This is a genomic window from Natrialbaceae archaeon AArc-T1-2 (assembly GCF_030273315.1).
GTDB lineage: Archaea > Halobacteriota > Halobacteria > Halobacteriales > Natrialbaceae > Tc-Br11-E2g1.
In genome coordinates this window covers 1064699-1083517 of the sequence record NZ_CP127174.1, presented here as the reverse complement: position 1 = coordinate 1083517, position 18819 = coordinate 1064699, and the positions used below count along the sequence as shown (strand labels likewise).

12 protein-coding genes are annotated in these 18819 nt (G+C 62.9%); 7 read left to right on the top strand and 5 right to left on the bottom strand.

From position 1 onward, the window contains the following. Positions 1-64 precede the first annotated feature (64 nt). Positions 65-1207: an acyl-CoA dehydrogenase gene (locus QQ977_RS05525; RefSeq protein ID WP_285928062.1), complete on the bottom strand. Its 1143-nt coding sequence runs from the start codon at positions 1205-1207 to the stop codon at positions 65-67. Positions 1208-1828: 621 nt separating this feature from the next. On the opposite strand from QQ977_RS05525, the gene QQ977_RS05520 reads away from it, so the two are divergent. Then, a complete protein-coding gene (locus QQ977_RS05520) occupies positions 1829-3475 on the top strand; it encodes an acyl-CoA synthetase (protein WP_285928061.1) in 1647 nt (548 codons plus the stop codon). Positions 3476-3484: 9 nt separating this feature from the next. Here QQ977_RS05520 and QQ977_RS05515 read toward each other — a convergent pair whose 3' ends face one another. The 3 genes from QQ977_RS05515 to QQ977_RS05505 form a co-directional block, all read right to left on the bottom strand. Further along, on the bottom strand, positions 3485-4513 hold the full coding sequence (locus QQ977_RS05515) for a phosphate signaling complex PhoU family protein (protein ID WP_285928060.1): 1029 nt from the start codon (positions 4511-4513) through the stop codon (positions 3485-3487). Between the two features lie 167 nt (positions 4514-4680). Continuing rightward, positions 4681-5130, bottom strand: coding sequence for a hypothetical protein (locus QQ977_RS05510; RefSeq protein ID WP_285928059.1), 450 nt, complete (start codon positions 5128-5130; stop codon positions 4681-4683). 26 nt (positions 5131-5156) lie between these two features. Beyond that, positions 5157-6272, bottom strand: a complete 1116-nt coding sequence (locus tag QQ977_RS05505; protein ID WP_285928057.1) for an NADH dehydrogenase subunit — start codon at positions 6270-6272, stop codon at positions 5157-5159. 153 nt (positions 6273-6425) lie between these two features. Here QQ977_RS05505 and QQ977_RS05500 point away from each other — a divergent pair, with 153 nt between their 5' ends. From QQ977_RS05500 to QQ977_RS05480, 5 genes are all read left to right on the top strand, one after another. Beyond that, positions 6426-7592: a thiolase C-terminal domain-containing protein gene (locus QQ977_RS05500; protein WP_285928056.1), complete on the top strand. Its 1167-nt coding sequence runs from the start codon at positions 6426-6428 to the stop codon at positions 7590-7592. A gap of 55 nt (positions 7593-7647) precedes the next feature. Next, a complete protein-coding gene (locus tag QQ977_RS05495) occupies positions 7648-8052 on the top strand; it encodes a Zn-ribbon domain-containing OB-fold protein (RefSeq protein ID WP_285928054.1) in 405 nt (134 codons plus the stop codon). 310 nt (positions 8053-8362) lie between these two features. Beyond that, a complete protein-coding gene (locus QQ977_RS05490) occupies positions 8363-9913 on the top strand; it encodes an acyl-CoA carboxylase subunit beta (protein ID WP_285928052.1) in 1551 nt (516 codons plus the stop codon). Between the two features lie 118 nt (positions 9914-10031). Further along, complete coding sequence (fer, locus tag QQ977_RS05485) at positions 10032-10421, top strand: ferredoxin Fer (RefSeq protein WP_285928051.1); 390 nt, start codon at positions 10032-10034, stop codon at positions 10419-10421. Between the two features lie 109 nt (positions 10422-10530). Then, positions 10531-12231: an acyl-CoA mutase large subunit family protein gene (locus QQ977_RS05480; RefSeq protein WP_285928049.1), complete on the top strand. Its 1701-nt coding sequence runs from the start codon at positions 10531-10533 to the stop codon at positions 12229-12231. Positions 12232-12461: 230 nt separating this feature from the next. On the opposite strand, the gene QQ977_RS05475 is transcribed toward QQ977_RS05480, so the two are convergent. Next, positions 12462-13007 (bottom strand): Rrf2 family transcriptional regulator, encoded by a 546-nt coding sequence (locus tag QQ977_RS05475; RefSeq protein ID WP_285928047.1) that lies wholly within the window; start codon positions 13005-13007, stop codon positions 12462-12464. Positions 13008-13191: 184 nt separating this feature from the next. Between QQ977_RS05475 and QQ977_RS05470 the strand changes: the two genes are divergently transcribed. Beyond that, positions 13192-18627 (top strand): AMP-binding protein, encoded by a 5436-nt coding sequence (locus QQ977_RS05470; protein ID WP_285928046.1) that lies wholly within the window; start codon positions 13192-13194, stop codon positions 18625-18627. Positions 18628-18819 lie beyond the last annotated feature (192 nt).

The window sequence follows — 18819 nt, the reverse complement described above, 5'->3', positions numbered from 1 at the left end:
TGGATTGGTCAAGTAGGTTCGAAAGAGTTCGACAGGTCGGCGACAGCGTCCAGGAGGACAGAACTCAATCGAGCAGGTGATCGCCGATCGTGTTTCGCAACACTTCGCTCGTTCCCTCGTATATCTCGTTGAGTTTGGCGTCGCGGTAGAAGCGTTCGGCGGGGAAGTCTTTGGTGTAGCCGTAGCCGCCGTGAATCTGGATGCCCTCGTTTGCCACCTCGGTGCTCACTTCGGAGGCGTACAGTTTCGCCTGGGCGGCTTCTTTGATGTAGTCTTCGCCACGAATCTTGTTGTCGGCGGCCTTGTGCATGAGCAGTTTCGCGGCCTGGATCTTCGTGTCCATGTCCGCGAGTTTGTGTTTGATCGCCTGGAACTCGCCGATGGGCTGGCCGAACTGTTCGCGCTCGCTGGCGTACTCGCGTGCTTCGTCGAAGGCCGCGCGGGCGATGCCAATCGATCTGGCGGCGATGGTGATTCGACCGCCGTTCAGCGTCTTCAGGGCGTGGACGAATCCGCGTCCTTCCTCGCCGATCAGACGGTCTTCGGGGAGCCGGAGGTCGTCGAAGCGGAGTTCAGCGGTGGGACAGCCCTTGTCGCCGAGTTTCTCTTCCGTTCCTTCGACGTGGAAGCCGTCGTCTTCATCGGGCCGGACGATAAACGAGGAGACCCCTTTGGTGCCGGCGTCGGGGTCGGTCTTCGCGAAGACGGTGACCGTGTCGGCGACCGAGCCGTTCGAGATCCAGAGCTTGCCACCGTTTATGACGTACTCGTTACCGTCGCGGTCGGCGGTCGTCTCCATCGCCGGCACGTCACTGCCCGCACCGGCCTCCGAGAGCGCGAACGCACCGATCTCCTCGCCGGCCGCAAGCGGCGTCAGGTACTCCTCTTTCTGGGCCTCGTCGCCGAACTCGTAGAGCATGTTGCCCGCAAGCGAGATGTGGGCCGCGAGGATCGTGCCGATCCCGCCCGAGCCACGGGAAATCTCCTCGAGGCCGATCGCGTACGAGTGGTAATCGAGGCCCGCACCGCCGTACTCCTCGGGAAACGGCATCCCCATCAGGCCGAGTTCGGCCATCTCGCGTATGAGCTCGGCCGGAAACTCGTCGTCATGGTCGATCTCGTCTGCGACCGGAACGATCTCCTCGTCGACGAACTCGGCGACCATCTCGCGGATCTGTTCTTGCTCCGGGGAGAGCGTGAAGTCCATACACGGACCAACGGGTGATCGGTCCTTTACTGTTGATGTCGCGGTAAAGTTCGTCCCGGTGATTCAACGAAGCGACCGCTAGTCGGGACGCGATCGGTACGATCCGACCGGCAGCAGCGGTCGTAACGGCGCGTCGACGGATGACGTCTGGGACTAATCCGATCCGTGCGGCGGCGCGTATCCGCATTCGGGACAGACGTACGGCTCGTCCTCCTCGGCGACGGTGGTATCACACCGTGGACAGTCGAACTGAAGCATTCGTCTACGTAGAATCGACTCTACCACTTAAAATTGTGCCTCCGTCTCTGAGGTGTCCCCTCAGGTACCAAAACGATTAATAGGACGGAGTTTACATGTTCTGTTGCTGGCTGATGCTGGATTAGACATCCGCTCGCGGCCAGTTGTGCACACAGCACTTCGTAGTTGAGGACTCATCTCAGCCATTCCCGTCCGCCCTTCCCCGGCGGACAGTTTCGTCATACCGTTGGACGTACCGAGTGACTTGATTTCGACCGGCGACGGTCGAAATCACCATCACGTCCGTTCACGCGCGTGGTATGCTGGCCAGTATCGAACACACACTAACTATTATGTGTAATCTACACATGGGTTCGGACGAGCATGTCGACAGATACGACTGCAAGTCACGAATCGGGTTTCGAGGACTTCGACTGGGATATTCCAACAGACTACTCTCTTCCCGGAACGATCGAATCACACGCAGCGTCGTTCGGCGACAGGGTCGCAGTCCGGTTTCGCGACGACGAAGGGACGACGGCCGAGCGAACGTACGCCGACCTCAGGGAGGACATGAATCGGTTTGCGAATGCACTCGCCGACATGGGCGTTGGAAAGGGCGATCGCGTGATGCACTTGCTCCCGCGCCATCCCGACACCTTCGCCATCCAACTCGGCGTACTGAAACGAGGGGCGTTAGTCGTCCCGTGTTCGTCGATGCTCGCTCCGAAAGACATCAACTTCCGAGCGACCGACTGCGAAGCGACCACGATCGTCGCCCACGAGTCGCTGACCGACATGGTCGAACCAGTGCTCGAGGAGACGCCGCTTGAGCAGACGATCGCCCTCGACGGCGACCAGGACGGCTGGGAGTCGTTTGCGGACCTCCTCGAGGGGCAGGATACGGACCACGACGGCCCAGCGGTCGGGGCGTCCGACCCGATGTCGATAAACTACACGAGCGGGACGACGGGACGGCCCAAGCCCGTAATGCACCGCCACCGGTGGATGCGGTGTTTCGAGCAGATCAACGCGTCGTACTGGTGGGGACTGAGCCGCGACGCCGACGGCATCGAGGACGAGTTCATGTGGGCCACGACCGGCACCGGCTGGGCCAAGTGGTTCTGGAGTCCCGTCGGCGTCGGACTGACGACGGGTGTGACCCAGTTCATCTACGACGGGGAGTTCGAACCGATCCAGTTCCTCGAGTTGATGGAAGAAGAAGGTGTGACGAAACTCTGTGCGGTTCCGACCCAGTACCGGATGTGGGCCCAAGAAGACCTCGCGTCGTACGACCTCGAGCTCACCGACGCGCTATCGGCCGGCGAACCGCTCAACCGCGAGCCGATCGAGGCCTTCGAGGACGCACTCGACGTGACCCCCCGAGGCGCATACGGTCAGACTGAGACGACTGCGATCGTCGGCAATTACCCCGGGATCGACGTCGAACCCGGCAGCATGGGCAAGCCGCTTCCGGGCTGTGGGGCGACGATCATCGACACCGAAGAGGAAACCGAGGTCGAACCGGGCGAGATCGGCGAGATCGCCGCGCCGGTCGACTGTCCGGCGATCTTCGACGGCTACTACGAAAAGCCCGAACTCGACGAGGTAACGTTCGACGGCGAGTACTACCGCACCGGAGATCTTGCCCGGAGAGACGAGGACGGCTACTTCTTCTTCGAGGGACGAGCTGACGACGTCATCATCTCCTCGGGATACCGCATCGGCCCCTTCGAGGTCGAGGACGCGCTGGTTTCACACGAGGCCGTCTCGGAAGCCGCCGCAGTCGGCAGTCCGCACGAAGAACGCGGCAACGTCGTCAAAGCCTACGTCGTGCTTGCCGAGGAACACCACGGACGAGAAAGCGACGACCTCGTCGAGGACATTCAAGAGCACGTGAAATCGGAGACGGCACCGTACAAGTACCCTCGCCGGGTCGAGTTCGTCGACGAGCTACCCAAGACCTCGAGCGGAAAGATCCGCCGCATCGAACTCAGAGAGCGCGAGGAAGAAAAGCACGGAGGACGCTGACCGGACAGCTCAGTTGCCGACCGTCACGTACTCCGAGTCCTCGACGAGTGCGATGTTCGCGGCGATTTCGGCGTTTCGCAGCGAGTGTTCCGCGATCTGTTGGAACCGAACGAGCACGTCACGGACGTACGACTGCGTTTCGACGCTGCCGTCGAGACCGTCGAGAATCGCGTCTTTGTGGTCGACTATTGTCCTGAAGTGTTCACGCGGCGTCATCGCGAGGTCGTAATCGCGTTCGATCGCTGCCGTAACGCTTTCCCGAGCGATCTCGTCGATGCGGTCGGACAGATTGCGTATTTCTCGTACCGTCGTATCGTCGACGTCGATCTCCTGGCGGTTTATCTCGACGACGAGTTCGGCGAGTGCCTGCGAGCTGTCGGCGGTGAGTTCGAGGTTCTTGGCGATCGATCGGTAGGCGATCAGCGGCAACTCGTCGTCGAGACAGATCTCGCGGGCCACGATCGGGTTCTGGTAACCGGTGTAGATGAGCCGCAACAGGAGAACGAAGATCCGATTCGCCTGCCGCTCTCGTCCGGTGACGTTCCTGACCAGCTCGGGGTTGGCGTACGCGAGTGCTTTCATCGCGTCGTCACGAATCGTTCGTCCCGTCGACTCGAGGCGCTCGAGCAGTTCGGCGAGGTTGAAATCAGCGGGGTCGACCGAACAGCGAACGACGACGTGACCTGGCGCTTCCTCGACGATACCAAGGCCCATGAGCTGTGATTCGGCGTCGTAGACGGCGGTGATGTGGCCGCTAGCGAGTGTGTCCTCGGCGTGTGTAATGCGAATCGTCCGACGTCCGAGGACGTACTGTGCGATGATCGCTCGCTCGAGGGCATCCTCACCGAGTTCTTCGGCGTGGATCGTCGCCGTCGAGTGGTCGGTGAGCCCTTGATCAGCAACTACGCGCAGACATCCCCGACTGGCCGGAACGTACACTTCGTCACCTTTCTCGACGCCGTTTTCCTCGACCCATTCCAGAGGCAGACTTACTGCCAGCGTAGATCCTCCGAGCTGCTGTACTTTTCGCCGCTCCATGACACGCCGTTGTACTGGCGTGCCCTTAGTCTCTCCGTTACTTACAGCGGTTGTCACCCGACGTGTTCGTCTCCCTGTCTCGAGCCACGGAGACGACACGCGAGGCGATCGCCGACGCGGGAAAATCAGCTCGTCACTGGCTCAACGCGGTGGTCGCGACGCCGAGTTCACGCGCCGGGATGAAGCGTTCCGCCCGTTCGCGTCGTTGCTCGGTGGTCGTTGAAACGTCCGTAGACGGTCAGCGAGTCGGTCGCGACGGTGTCGTCGGCGACACGTGCATCGAACTCGTACTTCCGTCCGTTCCAGCGGACGACGTCGCCGACGTCCTCGAGTCGGCCGCGAAGGCGGTCTTCCATCTCCACACGGTCGTAGATCGTTTTGACCTCGAGCAGAACCTCGCCGTTTTCGACGTACTTGTGGCCGGACTCGTCCTCGATGACGATACTGATTCGCTCGGCGCCGGCCGTCCGGAGACCGTCGATGACGGCAGCCAGCGACGGTGGCTGGTCGTCTCCGGAAGCGTCCGAGGTGTCGATGACGTCTGCGCGATCGCTGTGTGGTATCGATGGTATGCTCCGGGGTTCCCTCCCGGAGGGTACGTCCGTGTTTCGGTCCATACGTATCATGTGTGTTGTTCTGGGGGTTAGTTGCGCTCGATCTCGACGTGGGTGTCGGTCACGTCGGTGACCGTCCCGTCGATCGAGGCGTGTTGTGCGATGCTGATACCGTCTGCGGCCGGTTCGGCGACGACGTCACCTTCCGTAACGTCCTGGCCCTCCGTGACGACCGGCTCGCTCGGCTTGACGAGCCCCTCGTAGGCCGGGTTGGTGATCATCGGGATCCGGACGCGTTCGGGGCTGATCGTCGATGGCGTCGTCTCGTGATTGTCATCGTCCCAGTCGTCGACATCGAGGAGGTCGATCCGCTCTTCGCCAAGTCTGTGTTCCTCGACCGTCTCGGGACTCGAGAGCAACAGCCCGTTCGTCGCCTTGGTCACGGTAAATTCGGCGAGGTCGTCGACTTCGAAACACCAGCCCGGGCCGCCTTTGAGCGCGACCTTCTCGTCCTGTACCGCCTCCAGCGACGTCTCCGCAGCCTCGAGCAACACCGACGACGGTGTGCCGACCGGAACCTGGAGGAACCGGTGTCGTGGAACGTCGATTCCGACGTGAACGAGCTTGCGGGTCACTGGAGCGTCGTCGACGAGTGCCCGGTAAACGTTGTACAGGGATTCGGTGTTGTGAACGATCCAGCCGTGGTCGGTCGGCACGTTGTCGCCGGCGATCGCTGTGCCGGTCGTCGTCGGAAGCAACACCTGCTCCATTCCGTACTGGAACTTGTCGTCCGTGTACGTGATCACGACGCCGGAATCCTGTTCGACGTCGGCCGGGAGTTCGTCCGGGTCGTAGGTCGTCGCGTCCGTCGCCGCCTCGAACTCCTGCATCCACTTGTCGCGGTCTTTCGCTTTGGCCCCGATCACGACGGCGTCGAGCAGCTGTTCCGTGAGCGTCTCGAGGAACGCTGCGAGCTCCTCGGTCCGCTCTCGGAGCAGCCACTTATCGCCGTAGAAGTTCGGTTCGCTCTCCTGGTGGTTCACCATCAGATACTGGACGTCGTCCAGTGCCTGCCACTTCATGTACGAGGGAAACCCTGCTCCACCAGCGCCGCTGATACCGGCGTTGCACACTGCATCTGCGATCTCGTCCGCGTCCGGTGACGTGGACGATTCGGTCAGTACTGCCTGTTCGACATTCTGCATACCTGTTCTTGGCAGAGAACGAGAACCAACTATAAAAGCTAACTGGTAACACGATACATACTCCTTAATCATGTTTGTATCGTTTGTACGACAGATGCGGCGAGTTTGGAGGGAATCACGAGGTATAACACGTCGTTCGACGAGCGTACGGGCATGAGTGACGTACGAGTAGCTGGTATCGGACTCACGAAGTTCGGCGAGTTCCCCGATCGAACTGGCCGTGATCTCTTCGGAGAAGCGAGCAACGACGCGATCGAAGACGCCGACGTTCCCAGAGACGACATCGAGGAAGTGCTCTACGGGAACTTCATGGGGGAGTTATCGGAGCACCAGGGCCACCAGGGGCCACTGATGGCCGAAGCTGCGGGCGTACGAGGATCAGCGACCAGATGTGAAGCGGCGTGTGCTTCGGGAAGCGTCCCCGTCCGGACGGCGGTCAAACAGATCCGGACGGGCGAATCGGACGTCGTTCTCGTCGGCGGTGCCGAGCGGATGACGAACCTCGGCACCGCAGGCGCAACCGAAGGGCTCGCGATGGCCGCCGACGAACTCTGGGAGGTCCGAGCCGGGATCACGTTCCCAGGTGCGTACGCCCTGATGGCCCGGGCGTACTTCGAACGCTACGGCGGTGGCCAGGAAGATCTCGCTCACATCGCGGTGAAAAACCACGAAAACGCACTGGCAAACGAGAACGCCCACCACCGACAGGCGATCGCGACCGAAGACGTCCTCGAGGCACCCCAAATCTCGACGCCGCTTGGCCTGTACGACGCCTGCCCGATCTCCGACGGTGCAGCGGCGCTCGTACTCACGAGCGAGTCCTACGCCGAGGCCCACGACCTCGAGGCACCGGTCGCGATTACCGGCACCGGCCAGGGCGGTGACCGGCTCGCGTTACACGATCGCGAGTTTCTCGAACGGACGCCGGCGACCCGGCAGGCGGGCCAGGAGGCCTACGCCGACGCTGGGGTTACGGCCGGTGACGTCGACCTCGCGGAGGTCCACGACTGTTTCACGATCGCGGAGGTGCTCGCGATCGAAGGGCTCGACATCGAGCCCCTCGGCGAGGGGGTCTCGGCGGCACGGGACGGCCGGACGGCTGCGGACGGCGAGACGCCGGTCAACCTCTCCGGCGGGCTGAAAGCGAAGGGCCACCCCGTCGGCGCGACCGGTGCGGCACAGATCGCGGAGGCGACGTCGCTGCTACGGGGAGACCACCCCAACAGCGAACACCTCGAGGACGCGACGACGGCACTTACGCACAACGCTGGCGGGACCGTCGCGACTGCGATCGTGCACGTCTTGGAGGTGGTTGCATGAGCGAACGCAGTGAGCGAAAGCAACTACGCCGGGGCTTCGCTCCGGAGGTGGTCGCATGAGCGAAACAGTCAGAGACGAGGGGTTCGACGACTGGCTGGACGCCGTCGAGCGCGGTGAGCCGTACTACCTCAAGTGTACAGAGGGTCACAGCTTTCTTCCACCGCGGCGCGTCTGTCCGGACTGTGGGTCGACGTCCGTCGAGTCAGCACCACTACCGGCGACCGGAGACGTCGAGACGTTTACCGTCACCAGCGTAGCGACGCCGGCGTTCGAAGACGACACACCGTACGCGGTCGCGATCGCGGACTTCGGTCCGGTCCGACTCACGGGACAACTCGTCGAAATCGACGTCGACGACGTCGAAAACGGGATGACGGTCGAGCCCGACGTGGTCACCTCGGAGACGACCGGCGAACGGGTGCTTTCGTTCCGGCCATGTCATGCGAGCTGGTGTTGTTGACGCGATCGGAGACCGAACGACGAGCGCTCAGGCAACATCTGCCATGAACATTCATTATGGATGGGCCGCCACTGAAAGGTGTGACCGAACCGAAACGCGTCGACTGCCCTGCGACCCGCGATGAATCAGTTGAACCGAACGACAACGACTGCCGTGCTCATCGAGAACCCAGATACTAACACATGACTGAGGATACAACCGAAACGCCCGTTACTGCGGAATCGACAGCCCTGCCACGTCACGACCGGCGTGGCGACGACTACACCGAAAATGACGACGATCGTCGTCGGCGACGACAAGGTGAGAGACGATGACTGATGCGGACGACCCGGTCGAAGAACTCCGGGACCGACGCGAGCAGGCACACATCGGCGGTGGCGAAGAGCGGATCGAAGCCCAACACGAGAAGGGGAAGATGACCGCTCGCGAGCGGATTGACTACTTCCTGGACGACGGAACGTTCAACGAGATCGATACGTTCGTCGAACACCGCTCGAGCAACTTCGGTCTCGACGAGAAGCGCTTCCCCGGTGACGCGGTCGTCGCCGGTTACGGCGACGTCGACGGCCGGAAGGTGTTCGTCTTCGCCCACGACTTCACCGTGCTGGGGGGATCTGTCAGCGAGGTCGTCGCCGACAAGATCACGAAGGCGATGGACCAGGCCGTAAACGCCGGCGTCCCGATCATCGGACTGAACGACTCGGGTGGCGCACGCATTCAGGAGGGTGTGACCTCGCTCGTCGGCTTCGCGCGGATCTTCAAGCGCAACACCGACGCCTCCGGACTCGTTCCGCAAATCTCGGCGATCATGGGACCGTGTGCCGGCGGTGCGACGTACTCGCCGGCGCTGACTGACTTCACCTTCATGGTGAAGGACACGAGCCACGCGTTCATCACCGGCCCGGACGTGATCGAAACGGTCACCGGCGAGCAGGTGACGATGAACGAACTCGGCGGTGCACAGACCCACGCCGACACCTCTGGCGTCGCACACATGGCCTGTGACACCGAAGAGGAGACGCTCGACTCCATCCGTGCGTTGCTCTCGTATCTCCCACAGAACAACCTGGAAGATCCGCCCCGCGTCGAGCCGTGGGACGACCCCGACCGCGACGCCGACGTCGGCAGTCTCGTCCCCCAGGAGCCGAAGAAACCGTACGACGTCACCAACGTCATCGACGAGGTGGTCGACGAGGAATCGTTCTACGAGGTCCACGAGGGCTATGCGCGCAACGTCGTCGTCGGCTTCGCCCGCATGGACGGCCGGTCGGTCGGAATCGTCGCCAACCAGCCACGGGTCAGCGCCGGCACGCTCGACATCGACGCCTCACAGAAGGCCGCACGGTTCGTCCGGACGTGTGACTCGTTTAACGTCCCCATCGTGACGCTGGTCGACGTGCCCGGCTTCATGCCCGGTACCGACCAGGAGCACAACGGCATCATCAGACACGGTGCCAAACTCATCTACGCCTACGCCGAGGCGACGGTGCCGCTTCTGACGGTGATCACGCGGAAAGCCTACGGCGGCGCCTACATCGTCATGGCCTCGAAGGAGCTCGAGGCCGACGTCAACTACGCCTGGCCAAGCGCCGAGATGGCCGTGATGGGGCCACGCGGGGCCGTGAACATCCTCTATCGCAACGAACTCGCCGAAGCCGACGACACAGAGACGCGTCGCGAACAGCTGATCGACGAATACCGCGAAGAGTTTACGAACCCGTACAAGCCGGCCAAACGCGGCTACATCGACGACGTGATCGAGCCCAAGGATACGAGACGACGACTGATCGACGACCTCGAGTTGCTCGAGCGAAAGCGCGTCGATGGGCCGCCGAAAGACCACGGGAACGTCCCGCTGTAAGTCGGCGTCATCGGATCTGCCGTCACCGTGTCGTATTTTCGCGATCAGGAACGTACAGCGAGTGGAAATTGTACCGCAATGGCAAGGTATACCAATACGGAGCCCTCATCGGAAACTGATGCCGACAGTAGAATACCTGAATTACGAAGCACTGGACGATCAAGGCTGGAGCGTCGACGACGACGATCTGTTCGAAAAGGCCGCCGACGCCGGCCTCGACGAGGAGGATTACGGCACACTCGAGGTCGCCGAAGGCGAGTACATCCTCGAGGCCGCCGAGGCCCAGGGCTACGACTGGCCGTTTTCCTGTCGTGCTGGCGCGTGTGCGAACTGTGCGTCGGTTCTGAAAGAGGGCGAGATCGAGATGGACATGCAACAGATCTTGAGCGACGAGGAAGTCGAGGAACGACAGGTCCGGCTGACCTGTATCGGCCACCCCGCGGCCGAGGAAGTCCGGATCGTCTACAACGCGAAACATCTCGACTATCTGCAAGATCGGGTCATATAGGACGGCCCACACAACCGTATTTTTCCGCCTACGAGAACCATCTGGCACGGAGATCGTTCCATGGACAGCACAAACGTTATAATCAGGGCGATAGAGGGTTTCTGAACGTATGTACGATGAAGACGACCTCGAGCGGATCAACCAGCATCGAAAGCGATGGGAGGACGAGCAGTTAGAACCCATCCTGGACCGCCACGGAGAGCGCAAAGACGAGTTCGTCACTGTATCGAACCACGACGTAGATCGACTCTACACGCCAGAAGACGTCGCCGACCTCGACTTCGAGGAGGATCTCGGCTTTCCCGGCGAGGAGCCGTACACTCGCGGCCCGTACCCGACGATGTATCGAGGACGGACGTGGACGATGCGCCAGTTCGCCGGCTTCGGGACGGCAGAGGAGACCAACGACCGGTTTCACTACCTGATCGAGAACGGTCAGACGGGACTGTCGACGGCCTTCGACATGCCGTCGCTGATGGGGCTCGATTCGGACCACCCGATGAGTGAGGGAGAAGTCGGCAAGGAAGGCGTCGCCGTCGACACCCTTCGGGACATGGAGATCCTCTTCGAGGGAATCGACGTCGGGGAAGTCTCGACGTCGTTTACGATCAACCCCTCAGCACCGGTCGTCTACGCGATGTACGTCGCGCTTGCAGACCAGCAGGGCGTTCCCCGCGATGAGATCCGTGCGACGTTTCAAAACGACATGTTCAAGGAGTTCATCGCACAGCGGGAGTGGGTCGTTCCCCCGGAGCCGTCTCTGGACGCAGTCACCGACACGGTCGAGTTCGCCGTCGAGGAGACGCCGAACGTCCACCCGATCTCGATCTCGGGCTATCACATCCGCGAGGCGGGCTCGACGGCGATTCAGGAACTGGCCTTTACGCTCGCCGACGGCTTCGGCTACGTCGAAGACGCGATGGATCGTGGCCTCGACGTCGACGAGTTCGCGCCGTTGCTCTCGTTTTTCTTCAACTCCCACAATTCGATCTTCGAGGAGATCGCGAAGTTCCGCGCCGGCAGGCGGATCTACGCTCGCGTGATGGACGAGTGGTACGGTGCGGAGAAACCGGAGTCGAAGCGACTGAAGTTCCACACCCAGACCGCGGGCCAGTCGTTGACGGCCCAGCAGCCGCTTAACAACATCGCTCGAGTGACGATTCAGGCGCTTGCGGCAGTCATGGGCGGCACCCAATCGCTGCATACGAACAGCTACGACGAAGCGCTCGCACTGCCGAGTGAGGAGGCCGTTCGCGTGGCGCTTCGCACCCAGCAGATCATCGCCGAAGAGTCCGGCGCGGCCGACATCGTCGATCCGATGGGCGGTAGTTTCGCCATCGAGAAGCTGACGAGCGAGGTCGAAGCGGAGACGATGGCCTACATCGAAGAGATCCGTGAGATGGGTAACGGCTCGGTCCGTGACGGCGTTCTCGTGGGTCTCGAAGAGGGCTACTTCCACCGGGAGATCCAGGAAGCCTCCTACGAGTACCAGAACCGAGTCGACGCAGGCGAGGAAGTCGTCGTCGGCGTCAACGAGTTCACCATCGAAGAGGATACGAACCCGGAGATTCTGGAGGTCGACGACAGCGTCCGAGAGAAACAGCTCGGTCGCTTAGAACGCGTCAAAGACGAACGAGACGACGCCGATGTCGAGGCGGCTCTCGAGGCGGTGTCGGACGCGATCGCGAACGACGAGAACGTAATGCCGCCGATCATCGACGCCGTGAAAGCGTACGCGACGATGGGCGAGATCATGGACGTGTTCAAGAAACACCACGGTGCGTACGAAGAGCGGATCGGACTGGCCTGAGACGGCCGACCCAGCGAGTCTGGCCGACACAAGAGACAGGTTTCGGCTCAACTGTTCTCGTCTCGAACGCTCGAACGCCGGACCGTCACGTCGTTTCTACGGGTTGCTGTACCGGTTTACCGGCGCAACCCAAGGCGGTTCGCGGTTGCGTGGAAAATGACTCACAGCAGTCCGTATCGGTGTGTGGTTTCCGTACTCACGACCGCCGATCCCTGCGACAGAAACCAGCGCTACCGCGTCCTGCCGGGAGCAGTCATCTCGTCGATCCGCAACACGAGGACGTTGTTCAGGTCGTCGATGCCGTCGATTCGGCCTTCGATGACGAGGTTCGAGTCCGGCGTCGGGCCGACGACGACGCTGTCGCCGTTTTCCATCCCCGTCATCGATCCCTGGACGTGAATCTCCGCTCGACACAGGTCGGGATGGTGGACGCTCGAGAACGTGATATCGTCGACGTCGGCCCGCGAGACGGACTCGCCCTCGTGCTCGATCGGCACCGCGGACTCGTCGTCGGGATCGTCTCCTCGTCTGACCTCGAGCGTGTCGTACGCCGCGTCGGTGGGTTTGTAGCCGCCGTGGCGACCGGGGACGCCCTCGACGAGTTGGAGCGATTTCAGTCGCTGCATCTGGTTGCGGACCGTCCCCGGGTTCCGGTCGACTCGGGCCGCGACGTCCTTGCCTCTGATCGCGCCGCCGGACTCGTCGTGAAGTTCGATCAATACGTGCAGTATCTTCTCCTGACACACGGGAAGCTCAACCGCTGGTACTGACGCCATACTACTTCGATTGGCGTGGGTTTCCTTAAATCCTGGTGGATGGTAGCAGACGACTCCCAGCCGGCCGGCGTTGTGGGCAATTCTGGCGAAACCGGCAGCCAGTTCGGGCGTCCCGAACGGGAAAGACTACGTGATCCGTAATCACTTTAAGCTATCGAGATGAACGACTTCAGACATCGGTTCCATGTCAGACCCAGACGTATTAGCAGACAGACCGAGCACAGAGAGAGAGATTCGATCGAACCCGATCCGCACCGCCGAGGATTGGGAGTCGATGCGCGAACAAGCACGCGAGGATCCGGGCGCGTTCCACGGTTCCATCGCGAAACAGGAGATCCACTGGTACCACGAGGGAGACGACGAGTGGCTGTCCTGGGACGACGACGACGCGACCTGGTCCGGCTTCGAGTTCGAGGACGGAACGCCGGTCGAGCGCGACTACGACGAGTCACACGAACCGTGGGACGTGGCGTTCGACGATTCGGATGCCCCGCTCTATGAGTGGTTCTCCGGAGGACAGACGAACGCCTGCTTCAACGAGGTCGATCGGAACGTCCTCGCCGGCCACGGCGACGAGACGGCGTTTCACTTCGAAGGCGACCGGTGGGACCAGTCGAAAAACGACGGGCGTGGCGGACCCGTCGTCTCAGAGGACATCTCGCGGCGCGAACTGCTCGTCCGCGTCGTCTCTGCAGCGCAGGTGCTGAAAAACCTCGGCCTCGAGAAGGGCGATCGGATCGCGCTGAACATGCCGAACATCATGGAGCAGCTCTACTACACCGAGGCGGCAAAGCGTCTCGGGATCGTCTACACCCCGGTGTTCGGCGGTTTCAGCGACAAGACGCTCTCCGACCGCATCGCACGGCTCGGCGCCGACGTCCTGATCACGAGCGACGGCGGCTACCGCAACGCCGAGGTCGTGCCGTACAAAGAGCAGTACGGCGATCCGGCGCTCGACAACTACCTGCCCGTCGACACCGTGACCGAGATTGTCGAGGAGACACTCGCTGATCTCGCGACCGAAGACCACCACGCCGAGGCCATCCTCGAGGGGGTCGAGGGAGCGATCGAGGGCGAGATAACCGTCGAACGAGCCCAGGCGATGCGTGGCGTGGGCAACGCGCTTGCCGAGTTCGGCGACCTCTCGGGTGAGGAGAAATCCGAGATCAGAACCGAGATCGCCCAGGCGCTCGTCGACTCCGACGAACGCGTCGAACGGGTAATCGTCGTCGAACACACGAGCCAGGAGATCCAGATGCACGGTCGGGATGCGTGGTCTGCGGACCTGCTCGCCGACGCCCGCGAGGACGTCCTCGCAAACGCTCGCGAGGCTGGCTTCGACCTCGAGGCGTTCGAGGACCTGTATGACCTCTCCGACAGGGAGCTGGTCCGGGCGATGTGGGCGAGCTCGAAGCCCGAGCCGGTCGACGCCGAGTACCCGCTCTTTGTCATCTTCACCAGCGGTTCGACGGGCAAGCCGAAAGGCGTCGTCCACGTCCACGGCGGCTACACCGCCGGCATCGCTCACACGATGAAGACCTCCTTCGACGTCGTCCCCGGCGAGGACACGATGTTCGTCATCGCCGACCCCGGCTGGATCACGGGCCAGTCCTATCTCATCAGCGCCTCGCTGTCGACCCGGACGACGAGCGTCCTGCTCGAGGGCGCGCCCGTCTACCCCGACGCCGGCCGGTTCAGTTCGGTGATCGAACGCTACGGCGCGACGATCTTCAAGGCAGGCGTGACCTTCCTCAAGGGCATCATGGAGGACGACGAGAGCATAAGCGACATGCGTGAGTGGAGCACGGACTCCCTGCGCGTCGCGACCTTCTGTGCCGAGCCCGTGAGCCCGGCTGTCCAGCAGTTCGGGATGGACGAGCTGTGTGAGTGGTACATCAACTCCTACTGGGCGACCGAACACGGCGGGATCGCCTGGACGCACTTCTTCGGTAACGACGACTTCGAGCTGCGTCCGGACGCCCACAACTACCCGCTGCCGTGGGTGTTCGGCGACGTCTGGGTCAAAGAGGAGGAACACGAGGACGGCTCGATTACCTGGCGAGAGGCCGACTACGAGGAACGCGGCGAGATCATGATCCGCGAGCCCTACCCGTACCTGATGCGGTACGTCTGGGGCGACCTCGAGAACTGGGGTCCCGACTCCTGGAAGGACGACTGGAAGGGCAACGCCGAACGCTTCGAGGACGTCTACTGGGTCGAAAACGACGGCGAGTACGCCTACCTCCAGGGTGACTTCGCCAAGAAGTACGAGGACCGCTCGTTCAGCCTCCACGGTCGCTCCGACGAGGTCATCAACGTCTCCGGCCACCGGATGGGCACCGAGGAGATCGAGGGCGCGATCCTCCAGGACAAACAGATCAATCCCGACTCGCCGGTGGCGAACGTCGTCGTCGTCGGTGCCGACCATCACGAGAAGGGACTGACACCGGTCGCGTTCGTCCAGACCAAGCCAAACGACCGACTGACCACCGAGGTCGAAGATCGCCTCTCCCGGCTGGTCAAAGAGGAGAAAGGCATCACCGCGGTGCCCGAAGAGTTCATCGAGGTCGAGGCCTTCCCCGAGACCCGATCCGGGAAGTACATGCGCCGGATGCTCACCGCCATGCTGAACGGCGAGGAGATCGGCGACACGACGACGCTGAAGAACCCGGGCACGATCGAGGACATCAAGCCCAAGTGCGAGCGATGGCGACGTCGCCAGGAACTGGCGGCCGAACAGGAGATCTTAGAGCAGTACCGCAACGTCACGGTCCAGTACAACGCGGTCCGCGGGGCAGACACCGACAAGCAGGTCGCGACGGTGACGATCGACAGCCCGCCGGTGAACGCGCTCAACGAGCGCGCACTCGACGAACTCAACACGGTCCTCGAGCACCTCGACCGGCGCGAGGACGTCGGCGCGGTCGTCGTGACCGGTGCCGGCCCGAGCAACTTCGTCGCCGGCGCGGACATCGAGCAGTTCCTCGAGGAGGTCCACGAGTTCGAGGAGGCGATTTCGTTCCCGAACAAGGCCCACGAGGCGTTCCGACGGATCGAGGAGCTGTCGGTGCCGGTCGTCGCCGCCGTCAACGGCTCCGCACTCGGTGGCGGTAACGAGTTACAGCTCGCAGCTCACTACTCGGTCGCCGATCCGGGAGCCGAGTTCGGCCAGCCCGAACTCAACCTGAACCTCATCCCGGGCTACGGTGGCACCCAGCGACTACCCCGTCTGCTCGCGGAACGACGCGGCGAAGCGGGCGTCCGTGACGCGGTGAAGGTGATCACGAACGGCCGAAACGTCGACGCCGACGACGCCCTCGAGATGGGCCTAATCGACGAACTCGAGACCGAGCGGACCGCCCGGGCGCGAGCGTCCGAACTCGCCCGCGAACACGTCGCCGACGGCGACGGCGTGCTGGCCGAGGCCCGCGAACAGCGTCTCGAGAACCGCGAGGCCTGGAGCGAGCCCGACGAGTTCCCCGAGGCGGTCCTCGAGGATCCGGTCGTCGAGCGCAACCGCAATCAGTGTGCGTACATGAGCGAAGGCCGCGAGAAGGCCTTCGAACGAGCGATCGAGGCGATCCGGACCGGCTTCGAAGACGGTATCGATGCCGGTCTCGAGGCCGAGGCGACCCACTTCGCCGAAGCCGTCGTCGATCCCGTCGGCGGCAAGGCGGGCATCGAGAAGTTCCTCGACCGTGCGAGCGAGCCGTTGCCGACGCGCGAACGGTTCGATCCCTCGCCCGAGGAGGAACAACAGCTCGTCGAGGAGGGGAAACTCCTCGAGCCCGGCGAGCCGTTCTATCCCGGCGTCGACGAGCTGCCGGAGTACCAGTACGCCCAGGCGGTTACCAAAGACGACGAGACCGGCGAGGCAGACCACGGCGACCCCGAAGAGGCAGAGGTCGAGGAGGTCGTCCCGGTCGAAGAGCCCGGCCCGAACGAGGTCTTGCTGTACGTCTTAGCGAGCGAGGTCAACTTCAACGACATCTGGGCGATCACCGGCATCCCGGTGAGCCAGTTCGACGCCCACGACCAGGACTACCACATCACCGGCAGTGGTGGGGTCGCACTCGTCGTCGACGCGGGCGAGGCCGTCACGCGCGAGGGTCGAGTCGCGATCGGCGACCTGGTGACGATCTACTCCGGCCAGAGCGACGTGCTCTCGCCGACGATGGGACTCGATCCGATGTACGCCGACTTCTCGATCCAGGGATACCAGGGACCGAACGGGAGCCACCAGCAGTTCATGCTGGCCCAGGGTCCGCAGGTCCTGCCGATCCCACAGGAGGCGACCATCGAGCAGGCGGGTGCGTACATCCTCGCGACCGGTACCGTCTGGCGCGCGCTGTTTACGACGCTCGACATCGATCCCCAGACGACGATGTTCGTCGAGGGTGCCTCGACGGGGACCGGCTGGGAGACGACCAAGCTGGCGACCAGAAACGACGTCGACGTCACGGGGCTGTGTTCCAGCGAGGAACGGGCCGAACGCATCGAGACGCTCGGAGCCGACGCGATCGACCGGACCGACGGCCCGTACGGCGACATCTGGGGTCGCATTCCGCGCGATCCCGACGAGTGGGACGACTGGAAGGAAGCCGGCCGTGAGTTCGTCGAGGAATTCGAAGAGCAACACGACGGACGACGCGCCGATTACGCCGTGAGCCACGCTGGCGAACTCTCGTTCCCACGGACGTTCCAGATGCTCGAGGAGGGTGGCAAGCTCACGTTCTACGGCGCTTCGACCGGTTACTACCTGACGTTCCTTGGCAAGCCCGGCACGTCGACGCCCGCGGAGATGTACGAGCGTGCCGACGTCCGCGCCGGCGACGGCGTGCTCGTCTACTACGGGACCGACACCGGCCCCGACGGCGTCGTCGACGAGACCGGCCTGCGAGCGATCGAGGACGCCCGCGAGGCCGGCGGTCGGATCGCCGTGGTCACCTACACCGACGAACAACAGGAGTTCGTCGAGTCACTCGGCTACGGCGACGCCGTCGAGGGGACGGTCAGCTTAGAAGACCTCAAACGCCGCGAGGACGAGTTCCGCTGGCCGGAGACGCTGCCGGACCTACCGAACGCACAGGACGACCCCGAGACGTTCCGACGGAAGGTCCAGGAGTTCACCGACGAGGTGTTCAAGCCGCTCGGCCAGGCGGTCGGCGCACACCTCCGGACGCCGAAGAACCCACGTGGCTACCCCGACGTGGTCTTCGAGCGCGCCGACCACGACGCCCTGTTCGTGAGTACGATGCTCACGCAACCACACACCGGCAAAGTGGTCTACAGCGAGGATCTCGAGGACAACCGCTACTCGATGTACGCCCCGCAGGTGTGGATGCGCCAGCGTGACGTCCTGATGCCGACCGCGGAGATCCTCGGCACGCACCTGAGCAACGCCTACGAGGTCGAACAGCTCAACGAGGCGATCGACGCCGGCGAGATCGACCTCACCGATCCAGCGGTCGTCGACTGGGACGACCTACCCGAGGCCCACCAGGCGATGTGGGACAACGAACACGAGGCGAGCAGCTACGTCGTCGAGCACGCCCTGCCCGACGAGGGGCTGACCACGAAAGAGGAGCTGTTCCTCGCGTGGGCTGACCAGGACGAGTAAGCTGACCGTCAGGCCGTATTCTTTTTTGGAGTCGCCGCGACGACGTCGTCGCTACCGGCACTCGAGTTCCGGGTGCAGTATACCGAGGGGACAGAAGACAGCTGATCGAACAACTGAGAGACAGCGGGCCGCGAGAAACCGGACGACAGTCCGGTGACGAGCGGCCCGAATACACCGGAAGTAATTCGATGC